Annotated in this window: 12 protein-coding genes; 9 read left to right on the top strand and 3 right to left on the bottom strand. The window is 58.8% G+C overall.

All coding sequences use genetic code 11. The features are described from left to right. Nucleotides 1-62: 62 nt before the first annotated feature. Both AC1RT4_RS28475 and AC1RT4_RS28470 read right to left on the bottom strand, forming a co-directional pair. A complete protein-coding gene (locus AC1RT4_RS28475) occupies nucleotides 63-407 on the bottom strand; it encodes a pentapeptide repeat-containing protein (RefSeq protein ID WP_007959639.1) in 345 nt (114 codons plus the stop codon). Nucleotides 408-498: 91 nt separating this feature from the next. Then, the gene (locus tag AC1RT4_RS28470) at nucleotides 499-2,055 is read right to left on the bottom strand and encodes a bifunctional aminoglycoside phosphotransferase/ATP-binding protein (RefSeq protein ID WP_493089448.1); all 1,557 of its coding nucleotides are present in this window, start codon (nucleotides 2,053-2,055) and stop codon (nucleotides 499-501) included. Between the two features lie 118 nt (nucleotides 2,056-2,173). Here AC1RT4_RS28470 and mrcB point away from each other — a divergent pair, with 118 nt between their 5' ends. Genes mrcB through AC1RT4_RS28455 form a run of 3 tightly spaced genes read left to right on the top strand, consistent with a single transcriptional unit; the run spans nucleotide 2,174 to nucleotide 5,596 of the window. Beyond that, complete coding sequence (gene mrcB / locus AC1RT4_RS28465; protein WP_273897814.1) at nucleotides 2,174-4,498, top strand: penicillin-binding protein 1B; 2,325 nt, start codon at nucleotides 2,174-2,176, stop codon at nucleotides 4,496-4,498. Between the two features lie 16 nt (nucleotides 4,499-4,514). After that, entirely contained in the window at nucleotides 4,515-5,261 is a 747-nt protein-coding gene (locus AC1RT4_RS28460; RefSeq protein WP_493089446.1) for a tetratricopeptide repeat protein, read from the top strand. Beyond that, complete coding sequence (locus tag AC1RT4_RS28455; protein WP_064599443.1) at nucleotides 5,261-5,596, top strand: YqcC family protein; 336 nt, start codon at nucleotides 5,261-5,263, stop codon at nucleotides 5,594-5,596. The genes AC1RT4_RS28460 and AC1RT4_RS28455 overlap by 1 nt, the downstream gene beginning before the upstream one ends. Nucleotides 5,597-5,614: 18 nt before the next feature. Here the strand turns inward: AC1RT4_RS28455 and AC1RT4_RS28450 are convergent, their stop codons facing one another. Then, on the bottom strand, nucleotides 5,615-6,031 hold the full coding sequence (locus tag AC1RT4_RS28450) for a DUF4124 domain-containing protein (RefSeq protein WP_493089444.1): 417 nt from the start codon (nucleotides 6,029-6,031) through the stop codon (nucleotides 5,615-5,617). Nucleotides 6,032-6,431: 400 nt separating this feature from the next. Between AC1RT4_RS28450 and AC1RT4_RS28445 the strand changes: the two genes are divergently transcribed. The 6 genes from AC1RT4_RS28445 (at nucleotide 6,432) to msrQ (ending at nucleotide 12,419) form a co-directional block, all read left to right on the top strand. Continuing rightward, nucleotides 6,432-8,156: an acetolactate synthase 3 large subunit gene (locus AC1RT4_RS28445; protein ID WP_007959659.1), complete on the top strand. Its 1,725-nt coding sequence runs from the start codon at nucleotides 6,432-6,434 to the stop codon at nucleotides 8,154-8,156. A 2-nt stretch (nucleotides 8,157-8,158) separates the two neighbouring features. Next, nucleotides 8,159-8,650, top strand: coding sequence for an acetolactate synthase small subunit (gene ilvN / locus AC1RT4_RS28440; protein ID WP_003176102.1), 492 nt, complete (start codon nucleotides 8,159-8,161; stop codon nucleotides 8,648-8,650). A 48-nt stretch (nucleotides 8,651-8,698) separates the two neighbouring features. After that, nucleotides 8,699-9,715: a ketol-acid reductoisomerase gene (ilvC, locus tag AC1RT4_RS28435; RefSeq protein WP_007959661.1), complete on the top strand. Its 1,017-nt coding sequence runs from the start codon at nucleotides 8,699-8,701 to the stop codon at nucleotides 9,713-9,715. 147 nt (nucleotides 9,716-9,862) lie between these two features. Continuing rightward, a complete protein-coding gene (gene pssA / locus AC1RT4_RS28430) occupies nucleotides 9,863-10,720 on the top strand; it encodes a CDP-diacylglycerol--serine O-phosphatidyltransferase (RefSeq protein ID WP_039771608.1) in 858 nt (285 codons plus the stop codon). 62 nt (nucleotides 10,721-10,782) lie between these two features. Next, nucleotides 10,783-11,796 (top strand): protein-methionine-sulfoxide reductase catalytic subunit MsrP, encoded by a 1,014-nt coding sequence (gene msrP / locus AC1RT4_RS28425; RefSeq protein ID WP_493089441.1) that lies wholly within the window; start codon nucleotides 10,783-10,785, stop codon nucleotides 11,794-11,796. Next, the gene (msrQ, locus tag AC1RT4_RS28420) at nucleotides 11,796-12,419 is read left to right on the top strand and encodes a protein-methionine-sulfoxide reductase heme-binding subunit MsrQ (RefSeq protein ID WP_493089439.1); all 624 of its coding nucleotides are present in this window, start codon (nucleotides 11,796-11,798) and stop codon (nucleotides 12,417-12,419) included. The genes msrP and msrQ overlap by 1 nt, the downstream gene beginning before the upstream one ends. Nucleotides 12,420-12,675 lie beyond the last annotated feature (256 nt).

Below are 12,675 nucleotides of genomic sequence, written 5' to 3'. Positions count from 1 at the left end.
TTACCAATAGCACGCAGTCCAGCGCAAAGCGGGGGCGCTGGACGAGTTGGGTGTTCCGAGACTCAGCGAGTGCGATAACGCAGGCGTGTACCGAAATTCATCGACATCAGGATTTCGTCGGCACTCAGCTCCGGCGGGAAGTAGGCCCCGGAGATCTGCGCATGCGCCAGGCTCGCGCCTTCCAGCGAAGCATTGCGAAAGTCGATGCCGCGCAGGTCGGCGGAACGGAAGTAGGCGTCCCGGAAATCCACGCCATCGGCGTTCAGTTCACGCAGGTCGAGACCGCGAAAGTCACCGCCAACCATGTCGATCGGGCCGTCTTTCGGGCGTTCATTGTTGAAGCCTGTGATGTCGTCTTTGTGCAGCAAGGCATAAAGCGGGGTGTCGAGAAGTTTCGGCTGGCTCATGTCAAATCACCTGTTGGTTTTATGACGCCAGTATAGTGCCACTATTTGACGGCCGTGAAGCGAGCGAGGGCTTCACGGCCGAAATAGTTTCTTACAGACCTGGCAGGCGCTGGCGGATCTGCGCCACGACGGTATCCAGGGTACCGGATTCATTGGTCTGCACGCGTTTGCTGCGCAGAATTTCTTCCGGCGTCAGGGCTTCGCGGTTGGCCTGTTGTGCTTCGATCACGGCGAGGGTCGCGTCGGACGGATCCTTCTTGTCCGCCTGACGAATCGCCAGCCAGCTCTCGATCACGGCCTGCGGAGCATTGCAGTCGAGGATCAGGAATGGCGCGCCGGTGGCTTCGGCGACCTTGGCGGCGTTGTCGCGTTGTTCGCGCTTGAGGTAAGTGGCGTCGATCACCACCGGGAAACCGGCGTGCAGGATCACTTCGGCGATTTCATGCAGACGAGCATAAGTCGCGGTGCTGGCATCGGCGCTGTAGATCCCGGCCTGAACATCATTGGCAACGGTTTGCTCGCCGAACAGACGTTTGCGCTCGACATCGGAACGCAGGCGGATCGCGCCCAGCGCTTCGACCAGACGCATCGCTACATGGCTTTTGCCTACAGCGGACACGCCGTGGGTAATCGCCATGAAGCGCGAAGGAATGGTGCTGTAGCTTTCAGCCAGGTTGGCGTAGTTGCGGTACTGGCGCAGGGTGGTCGCGCGCTGCACCGGAGTGGCATCGGCCGGCATGCTGAACAGTGCAACCTTCGCACGTACCAATGCGCGGTAAGCCTTGTAGAAGTTCAGCACTTCCAGGCCTTTATAGTCGCCGGTCAGCTCCAGGTACTGGCTGATGAAGCGACGGGCCAGGGATTTCAGGCCACGATCTTCCAGGTCCATCGCCAGGAAGCCGGTATCGGCCCAGACGTCGGTGAAGCGGAATGGCTCGTTGAATTCGATGCAGTCGAAGATCACGACTTTGCCGTCGATCAGCGTGGCGTTGCCCAGGTGAATGTCACCGTGACATTCGCGAGTGAAGCCGTCGGCCTTGCGTTGGGCAAACAGCGGCTTCAGGCGATCGAAGCTGCTTTCGGCCCACGCTTGCAGGGCATCGAGTTGAAGCAGGTCGTTCTTGTCGCTGAGGAACGGCAAGATCTGTTCGAAGTTCTGGCGCACCGGCGCCATTACGCTTTCAGGCGTGCCGGCATCGTGTTCCGCCGGGACTTTCGGCGCGTTGAGGTGGAAGCGGGCGATCTGCTCGGCCATCGCGTCGACGTGTGCGGTGGTCAGCTCGCCGTTGGCTTGCAGGGTGCTGAGCAGGCCGGTCTGCGGGAACTGGCGCATTTTCAGCAGGTATTCGATGGCCGGGCCTTCACCGCCCAGTTGCGGGGCTTCGGCGCTGCCGGTCACTGGAATCACTTCCAGATACAAATCTTCGGTCAGGCGCTGGTTCAGACGCAGCTCTTCGCCGCAGAAGTGTTCACGGGAATCGAGGCCGGTAAAATCAAGGAAGCCGAAATTCACCGGCTTCTTCACTTTATAGGCGTAGGGACCGGTGAGCAGTACCCACGAGATATGGGTTTCGATGACCTGGAACCCTTCGACGGGATGCGGGTAGAGGGTCGGGTTTTGCAGGGCAGCGATCAGGGACTGGCTCACGGACGATCCTTCAGAGACTGGGGGAAATTCAAGGCGCTCATTATGGCCGCTCGCCAGCCCGACGCAAACCTCGGAGCGCTCCTGTTGAGTATGAATAAAGTGCGTATAATCCGCCGCCATGACTCGTACTCGATCCCCCCGTACCCCTAAAAAACCAGCTTCCCGGGGCCTGCGCCCATGGTTGGGCTGGGCCCTTAAACTCAGTCTGGTCGGCCTTGTGGTGCTGGCCGGCTTCGCCGTTTACCTCGATGCCGTGGTGCAGGAGAAGTTCTCCGGCAAGCGCTGGACCATCCCGGCCAAGGTGTACGCGCGCCCGCTCGAGCTGTTCGTCGGACAAAAGCTGAGCAAGGACGATTTCCTCACCGAACTCGATGCCCTGGGCTATCGCCGCGAAGCCGTGAGCAACGGTCCCGGCGCGGCGGCGGTCAATGGCAACACGGTCGATCTGAATACCCGAGGCTTCCAGTTCTATGAAGGCCTCGAGAAACCGCAACCGGTGCGCGTGCGTTTCTCCGGCGATTACGTGGCCGAACTCTCGGCGACCAACGGTTCGAAACTCTCCGTGGTACGCCTGGAACCGCTGATGATCGGCGGTATCTACCCGAAAAACCTTGAAGACCGGATTCTGATCAAGCTCGATCAGGTGCCGCCGTATCTGCTGGAAACCCTGGTCGCCGTTGAAGACCGGGATTTCTACAGCCACTGGGGCGTGTCGCCGAAATCGATTGCCCGCGCAGTCTGGGTCAACACCTCGGGCGGCAAGATGACCCAGGGCGGCAGTACGCTGACCCAGCAACTGGTGAAGAACTTCTACCTGACCAACGAACGCAGCCTGACCCGCAAGCTCACCGAAGCGATGATGGCGATGCTGCTCGAGCTGCATTACGACAAAAAGGAAATCCTTGAGGCGTACCTCAACGAAGTCTTTGTCGGTCAGGACGGCCAGCGTGCGGTGCACGGTTTCGGTCTGGCCAGCCAGTTCTTCTTTGCTCAGCCTTTGTCCGAGCTGAAGCTGCACCAGGTCGCGCTGTTGGTCGGCATGGTCAAAGGTCCGTCCTATTACAACCCGCGTCGCAACCCGGAGCGGGCGCTGGAACGACGCAATCTGGTGCTCGACGTGCTTGAGCAGCAGGGCGTTGCTACCGCCGAACAAGTGGCCGCCGCGAAGAAAATGCCACTGGGCGTGACCACGCGGGGCAAGCTGGCCGACAGTTCTTTCCCGGGCTTCATCGATCTGGTCAAACGCCAGTTGCGTGAAGACTATCGCGACGAAGACTTGACCGAAGAAGGCCTGCGGATTTTCACCAGTTTCGATCCGATCCTGCAGATGAAAGCCGAAGCGTCGGTCAACGACACCTTCAAGCGCCTGTCGGGTCGCAAGGGGTCCGACGACGTGGAAGCGGCGATGGTCGTGACCAACCCGGAAACCGGTGAAGTCCAGGCCATGATCGGCAGCCGTCAGGCGAGTTTCGCCGGATTCAACCGCGCACTGGACGCGGTGCGGCCGATCGGCTCGCTGATCAAGCCGGCGGTTTATCTGACGGCGCTGGAGAAACCGAGCCAGTACACGCTGACCAGTTGGCTGTCGGACGACCCGCTTTCGATCAAAGGCGCAGACGGCCAGGTCTGGAAACCGCAGAACTATGACCGTCGCTCCCACGGCACAGTGTTCCTTTATCAGGGGCTGGCGCATTCCTACAACCTGTCGACCTCGCGTCTCGGTCTGGCGGTTGGGGTTCCGAATGTCCTCAAGACGCTCGCGCGACTGGGCGTGACCCGCGAGTTTCCGGCGTTCCCGTCGATGTTGCTCGGCGCTGGCGGCATGACCCCGATCGAAGTCGCGACCATGTACCAGACCCTGGCCAACGGTGGCTTCAATACGCCTATGCGCGGGATCCGCAGCGTGCTGACTGCCGACGGCGAGCCGCTCAAGCGCTATCCGTTCCAGATCGAGCAGCGTTTCGATCCAGCCTCGATCTACCTGATCCAGAACGCCATGCAGCGGGTCATGCGTGAAGGCACCGGCAGTTCGGTTTATAACGTGTTGCCAAGAACCCTGACACTGGCGGGCAAGACCGGCACCAGTAACGATTCGCGCGACAGCTGGTTCGCCGGTTTCAGTCAGGATCTGCTGGCGGTGGTCTGGCTCGGCCGTGACGACAACGGCAAGACGCCGTTCACCGGGGCCACCGGTGCGTTGCAGGTCTGGACCAGCTTCATGCGCAAGGCCGACCCGCTGCCGCTGGACATGCCGCAGCCGGATAACGTGGTGCAGGCCTGGGTCGATTCGCGTACCGGCCAGGGCTCCGATGCCAACTGTCCGGGCGCCGTGCAGATGCCGTATATTCGCGGCAGCGAACCGCCACCCGGCGCCTCCTGCGCGGGCGAAAGCCCCGCCTCGGGCGAGTCGGTGATGGATTGGGTCAAGGGCTGGATGAATTAAGCAAAGAGGGTTTCAAGTGAACAAGTGGTTGATTCCAGCGGTGACCGCCGTGGCTTTGCTCAGCGGCTGCTCCACCGTACAGCGTGGTTCGATTCCGGTTGTGGACTCCGGCACCGCCGTGTCCAACAGCGAGCGCATTTCGGCCAATGGCGGTTTCCGTCAAACGACGGTGAAACGTCCTGCACAGGCCCAGACTCAGGCGATCCCGCAAGGCGATACCGGTGTGGTGGTGATGGTGCCGGGCGGCGCAGCGGCTTCGGCACCAATCAGCACTTCGCCGATCGTTCCGGGCCCGGCGTCTGGCGGCATCACGCCGGGGCCGTATAACCCTTCGCCAGTCGAGTCGGCGCCGATCAGCTCCGGCAGCTACAGCATGCCTTCGACGCCGAGCGGCATTCCTTCGGCCAGCAGCGGCGGCGGTCTGTCTGCCGATGAACAACTGGACGGCCCGGTTCTCGCACTGTTGAGCACTGCGCAGCAACAGCAGGCCGGTGGCGACCTCAACGGTGCGTCTTCCAGCCTGGAGCGCGCCCAGCGTGTAGCACCGCGCGAGCCGCAAGTACTTTACCGCCTGGCGCAGGTGCGCATGGCCCAGGGCGATGCGCCGCAAGCCGAGCAGACCGCTCGTCGTGCACTGACCATGGCCAATGGTCGTCCGGACTTGCAGGCCAGTCTGTGGGAATTGATCGCTCAGGCGCGTGAGAAGCAAGGTGATTCCGCCGGCGCCACTCTGGCCCGTCAGAAGGCCAAGGTTTCGCTGTGATGGACAGTCGTTTCTCCAAGGTCGCCGATCAATTGCTGTTGATCGAGCGTGAACTGCGTGCCCAGGGCTGGTGGGATGACGTCCAGCCCTCGGTCGAAGCCCTGAGCAGTGTCGAGCCGTTTTCGGTCGACACCCTCGATTTCGAGCAATGGCTGCAATGGATCTTCCTGCCGCGGATGAAGATGATCCTCGAACAGGATCTGCCATTGCCCAATGCCTCGGGCATTCAGGAAATGGCCGAGATGGTTTTTGCCCAGCGCAATCTGCAGGGCAAGGATCGGCAGCTTCAGGTATTGCTCAAAGAGTTCGACCTGCTGATCACCGCTTCGCGCTGAACCGGAAACTGCCAGTGGTTACTGGCAGTTTTCCGCAATCTGTTTTTGTGCCTCCGCAGTACGTTGCTGGCGCTGGTCGTCGCTCAGCCGCCGCAATTCTCCCTCTACTTCCTCCCTCAAACGCGGATTGTTCTGCAGTTGCGCGAGATTCGTGCGCGCCTGTTCGCAAAATGCCTTGAGCTGATTCTGTTGCTCGGCCACTTGCTTCTTGACCTTGTCATCGATGGCTTTCTGGTCGCCCAGCGCGCCGCTGCCAGGTAATGCGGCAGGTATTGGTGCGGTAGAGGAGGGCGTCTTCACGGCGGTGGATGTCTGCCCTTGTGGTGGCTGTTGATCGAAATGGGTGACGCCCTGGGCATCGACCCATTTGTAGATCTGACCGGCCATACACCATGGGCTGGCGCCGATCAGCAGAGTTAAGAGAAGCGTTCGCATGCTGATTCCTTGGCAAAACTGCGCAATTGAAGCTAACAGAGTAGCGGTTTCCAGGTTTTTTCTTGCGTTCTCATGTGCTTACCCACAATTAAGCACATTGACGGCTTGACTTGGAGAGGGCGAAACAGAAGAATCCAAAGTCCGCTGTACAGGGACTGCCAGAAGCAGACCCTCTCGGCAGATCATGAGGCGCATATCCGCGTCGACCTGTTACACCCGCAACGCGTTACCTCGCGCTGGGTGGGAAAGGCCCGCAACACTTGGGACGATCCCAATACTTGCTCAGTCAGTGCTGACGTAGTCGGCGACCACCGTCGCTCATGCTCTGCCGAGAAGTAAACCTATTAAGACCCGTTCGCTTTTTTGTGGACGGTATTCTGGCGTTTTAGAGGTGAACAACGTGGAGCTTTTATCTGGCGGTGAGATGCTCGTCCGCTTTTTGCGTGACGAAGGCGTCAAATATATCTACGGGTACCCGGGTGGTGCTCTCCTTCATGTTTACGATGCCCTGTTCAAAGAACCGGAAGTGACCCACATCCTGGTTCGTCACGAACAAGCGGCTACCCATATGGCTGACGGCTACGCCCGTGCCACCGGTAAAGCCGGCGTGGTATTGGTGACTTCCGGTCCAGGCGCCACAAACGCCATCACCGGTATCGCCACCGCCTATATGGACTCGATTCCAATGGTGATCATTTCCGGTCAGGTGCCAAGCACCATGGTCGGCACCGACGCGTTCCAGGAAACCGACATGATCGGTATCTCCCGGCCGATCGTGAAGCACAGCTTCATGATCAAGCACGCTTCGGAAATCCCGGAAGTCATGAAGAAGGCCTTCTACCTGGCGCAATCCGGTCGTCCGGGCCCGGTCGTGGTCGATATCCCGAAAGACATGACCAACCCGGCCGAGAAGTTCGAATACATCTTCCCGAAGAAAGCCAAACTGCGTTCCTACAGCCCGGCCGTTCGCGGTCACTCCGGGCAAATCCGTAAGGCGGCAGAAATGCTCCTGGCGGCCAAGCGTCCCGTGCTGTACTCCGGCGGTGGCGTGATCCTCGGCAACGGCTCCGCGCCGCTGACCGAACTGGCGCAAATGCTCAACCTGCCGGTTACCAATACCTTGATGGGCCTGGGTGGCTACCCTGGCACTGACCGTCAGTTCATCGGCATGCTCGGCATGCACGGCAGCTACACCGCGAACCTGGCGATGCACCATGCCGACGTAATCCTGGCAGTCGGTGCGCGTTTCGACGATCGTGTGATCAACGGCGCACCGAAGTTCTGCCCGAACGCCAAGATCATTCACATCGACATCGACCCGGCTTCGATTTCCAAGACCATCAAGGCCGACGTGCCAATCGTTGGTCCGGTGGAGAGCGTCCTGACTGAAATGGTCGCGATCCTCAAGGAAATCGGCGAAACCCCGAACAAGGAAGCCGTTGCCAGCTGGTGGAAGCAGGTTGATGAATGGCGCGGTGATCGCGGCCTGTTCCCTTACGACAAGGGCGACGGCAGCAAGATCAAGCCACAGACCGTGATCGAAACCCTGTGCGAAGTGACCAAAGGCGACGCCTTTGTGACCTCCGACGTGGGCCAGCACCAGATGTTTGCTGCGCAGTACTACAAGTTCAACAAGCCGAACCGCTGGATCAACTCCGGTGGCCTGGGCACGATGGGCTTTGGTCTGCCGGCCGCGATGGGTATCGCTTTGAGCTTCCCCGACACCGATGTTGCGTGCGTCACCGGTGAAGGCAGTATCCAGATGAACATTCAGGAACTGTCGACCTGCCTGCAATACGGTTTGCCGGTCAAGATCGTCATCCTGAACAACGGTGTTCTGGGCATGGTTCGTCAGTGGCAGGACATGAGTTACGGCAGCCGTCACTCACACTCCTACATGGAATCGTTGCCTGACTTCGTCAAGCTGGCCGAGGCCTATGGTCACGTCGGCGTGCGCATCACCGAATCGAAAGATTTGAAGTCGAAGATGGAAGAAGCGTTCGCCCTGAAGGATCGCCTGGTCGTGATCGACATTTCGGTCGACACCAGCGAGCACGTCTATCCGATGCAGATCAAAGACGGCTCCATGCGCGATATGTGGCTGAGCAAGACGGAGCGTACCTAATCATGCGGCACATTATTTCCTTGCTTCTGGAAAACGAACCCGGTGCTTTGTCTCGCGTAGTCGGCCTGTTCTCGCAGCGCAACTACAACATCGAAAGCCTGACCGTGGCGCCAACCGAAGACCCGACCCTGTCGCGTCTGACGCTGACCACAGTCGGCCACGATGAAGTCATCGAGCAGATCACCAAAAACCTGAACAAGCTGATCGAAGTGGTCAAGCTGGTGGACCTGTCGGAAAGCGCTCACATCGAGCGCGAACTGATGCTGGTCAAGGTCAAGGCCACTGGCGCCCAGCGCGCCGAGATCAAACGCACCACCGATATTTACCGTGGACAGATCGTCGACGTCAGCGCCAGCGTGTATACCGTTCAACTGACCGGTACCAGCGACAAGCTCGACAGCTTCATTCAGTCCATCGGCACCGCATCGATCCTGGAGACCGTCCGCAGCGGCGTCACCGGTATTGCCCGCGGCGACAAAGTACTCAGCATCTAAACCAAATTAGCGAATGGCCTGAACGGCCTGGATATAAAGGGGAAATTCATGAAAGTTTTCTACGATAAAGACTGCGACCTGTCGATCATCCAGGGCAAGAAAGTTGCCATCATCGGTTACGGCTCCCAGGGCCACGCCCAGGCGTGCAACCTGAAAGATTCCGGTGTCGACGTTACCGTCGGTCTGCGTAAAGGTTCGGCTACCGTTGCCAAGGCTGAAGCCCACGGCCTGAAAGTGACCGACGTGGCTGCCGCTGTTGCCGGTGCCGACCTGGTCATGATCCTGACCCCGGACGAGTTCCAGTCCCAGCTGTACAAGAACGAAATCGAGCCGAACATCAAGAAAGGCGCCACCCTGGCCTTCTCCCACGGCTTCGCGATCCACTACAACCAGGTTGTTCCGCGTGCCGACCTCGACGTGATCATGATCGCGCCGAAAGCCCCGGGCCACACCGTACGTTCCGAGTTCGTGAAAGGCGGCGGTATCCCTGACCTGATCGCGATCTACCAGGACGCCTCGGGCAACGCCAAGAACGTTGCACTGTCCTACGCCGCCGGCGTGGGTGGCGGTCGTACCGGCATCATCGAAACCACCTTCAAGGACGAGACCGAAACCGACCTGTTCGGCGAACAAGCCGTTCTGTGCGGCGGTACCGTCGAGCTGGTAAAAGCCGGTTTCGAAACCCTGGTTGAAGCTGGCTACGCGCCGGAAATGGCCTACTTCGAGTGCCTGCACGAACTGAAACTGATCGTTGACCTCATGTACGAAGGCGGTATCGCCAACATGAACTACTCGATCTCCAACAACGCTGAATACGGCGAGTACGTGACGGGTCCTGAAGTGATCAACGCCGAATCCCGTCAGGCCATGCGCAACGCCCTGAAACGTATTCAGGACGGCGAATACGCCAAAATGTTCATCAGCGAAGGCGCAACCGGCTACCCTTCGATGACCGCCAAGCGTCGTAACAACGCCGCTCACGGTATCGAAATCATCGGCGAGCAACTGCGCTCCATGATGCCGTGGATCGGTGCCAACAAGATCGTCGACAAAGCCAAAAACTAAGTCGTCGAACCTTGTATGAAAAAACGCGGCCTCGGCCGCGTTTTTTCGTATGGGCGGGCGGTTCTGGTATAAAGCTGCATCGTTTGTGGCCGAACCGTCGTCCCAGACACCTGTCGAAAATGTCCAATCCGTTGCAAGGTAATGTCCATGAGCGAACGCCCCGAAGAGCCGAACCAGGCTTCCGACGCCGAAAGCCTGCTGCCCATCGATGAGCACATCGAAGAAGGGCATGATGCAGAAGGCCGTAAAGTCCGGCATCGTGGTATCTATCTTCTGCCGAATCTGTTCACCACTGCGAACCTGTTCGCAGGGTTCTATTCCATCATCAATTCGATGAGTGCCCAGGCTGCGTTGAGCGCCGGGGATGCCGCGAATGCGAGCAAGTACTTCGCCTTTGCTGCCATCGCGATTTTCGTCGCCATGGTGCTCGACGGCCTCGATGGTCGCGTAGCGCGCATGACCAATACCCAAAGTGCCTTCGGTGCCGAGTACGACTCGCTGTCGGACATGGTTGCCTTTGGTGTCGCGCCGGCATTACTGGCATTCGGCTGGGCGCTGGGTGACATGGGCAAGGTCGGCTGGATGGTTGCCTTCATCTATGTGGCGGGTGCAGCGTTGCGTCTGGCGCGCTTCAACACTCAGGTGGGTACCGCCGACAAGCGCTACTTCATCGGCCTGGCCAGCCCGGCTGCTGCCGGTGTGGTTGCGGGGATTGTCTGGGCGTTCAGCGATTACGGGATCCAGGGTTCCAAGATGTCATTCCTGGTTGCGTTGATGGTAGCGGCCGCCGGCATGCTGATGGTCAGCAACATCAAGTACAACAGCTTCAAGGAGCTGGATCTGAAGGGGCGCGTGCCTTTCGTGGCGATCCTTGCCGTGGTGCTGGTCTTTGCCGTGGTGTTCAGCGATCCGCCTCGCATTTTGCTGCTGGTGTTCCTCGCCTATGCCGCTTCGGGCCCGGTGCAGTATCTGTTGCATCTTCGTCGTCACAAACACGCCGAGTGATGTAATTTCCCTCATACTCCGCAGTCTATGGTGCATCTGTCCTCCAAAGCTGCGGAGTTGCCATGCTGATCAAAGTCCCCAAAGCGTCCGACTGCCATGAGTCGGACGTCACGCCTGAATCCATTTATCTTTCTCGCCGACAATTGCTCGGAGCGACCGCGGCCGGCCTGGCCGTGAGCACTTTGCCGCGCTGGGCCGGTGCCGAAGAGGCTGCCCGCTATGCCGATGTCGAGGCCGGAAAAGCGCCCGCCTGGTTTGCCGAGAAATTGCCCTCTGTCAAATGGGGCGCGGTGAACGTCAAGGATGAGGCGATCACACCTTTCAAAGACGCGACCCATTACAACAACTTCTATGAGTTCGGTACCGACAAGGGTGACCCGGCGGCCAATGCCGGCTCGTTGAAAACCGAACCGTGGAGTGTTGTCGTGGACGGGGAGGTGGGTAAACCGGGGCGTTATGCTCTGGAAGATTTCATGAAGCCTTACCAGCTGGAAGAGCGTATTTATCGCCTTCGTTGTGTCGAGGCGTGGTCGATGGTGATTCCCTGGATCGGTTTTCCCATTTCGGCACTGTTGAAGCAGGTAGAACCTACTTCGAATGCCAAATACATTCGCTTCGAAACCTTGCAGGATCCGAAGAGCATGCCCGGACAGCGTTCGGGATTTGCCCTGATCGACTGGCCCTATTTAGAAGGCTTGCGTCTGGATGAGGCGATGAATCCCTTGGCGATTCTGGCGGTGGGTATGTATGGCCGCGAATTGCCAAATCAGAACGGTGCGCCGTTGCGTCTGGTGGTGCCCTGGAAGTACGGCTTCAAGAGCGTCAAATCCATCGTGCGGATCAGTCTGGTCAGCGAGCAGCCGAAGACAACCTGGCAAAGCATCGCGGCGGATGAGTACGGGTTCTACGCGAATGTGAACCCTACGGTCGACCATCCACGTTGGACTCAGGCTCGGGAGCGGCGACTGCCAAACAGTCTGTTCAAGCCGAATGTGCGTGATACGCAGATGTTCAACGGCTACGCGGATGAGGTCGCTTCTTTATATACAGGGCTCGATCTGCGGAAGAACTACTGATGCGATATCCGATCTGGCGCATAGGTGTTTTCCTGGCTGCGGCGATCTGGCCGCTGTTGTGGTTCTATCAGGCTTTTGCGGATCTGCTTGGACCGGATCCGGGGAAGGTTCTGGTTGATCGGCTGGGGCTTGGGACATTGGTATTGCTGCTGATCACCCTGAGTATGACCCCGCTGCAGAAACTTACGGGGTGGGCCGGGTGGATTGCTGTGCGTCGTCAGTTGGGGCTCTGGTGTTTTGCCTATGTGGTTCTGCATCTTTGCAGCTATATGGCGTTCATTCTCGGTTTCGACTGGTCGCAACTGGGTGTCGAGCTGCGCAAGCGTCCCTACATCATTGTGGGTGCTCTTGGTTTTCTGGGGTTGCTGGCATTGGCGATTACCTCCAATCGATACAGTCAGCGCTGTTTAGGTACCCGCTGGAAGAAGTTGCACCGGCTTGTATATGTGATTCTGGGGCTGGGATTGCTGCATATGCTGTGGATTGTCCGTGCTGATCTTAAGGAGTGGGCGATCTATGCCTTTATAGGTGTTTTCCTTTTGGCGCTGCGTATTCCTCCCTTGACCCGCCGGATCCCGCGTTTGATGGGTAAAAAGCAGGTTTTTCAGGAAAAGCGAAATTAAGGGTTGACGGCAGATTCTGAGTCTCTATAATTCGCCCCACTTCCGGCGCAGTCGAAACGGAAAACTCTTTGAGATTCAATGAGTTAAGTAGGTTTCGAAAGCGAGTTGCTTCAGTTCATCGAAGCCTGGAAGGAGTTGGGGATGCCGGCTTGTTCGGTGCTTTCAACGGTTCGATCTTCTCGGTCGAAAGCGGAGAAAAAGAGGTGTTGACAGCAGCGTGTAACGCTGTAGAATTCGCCTCCCGCTAACGAGAGAT

The organism is Pseudomonas sp. GW821-FHT11D10, from assembly GCF_058808435.1.
The sequence above is the reverse complement of the archived record's forward strand: the minus strand, read 5'-3'. Positions and strand labels throughout refer to the sequence as shown.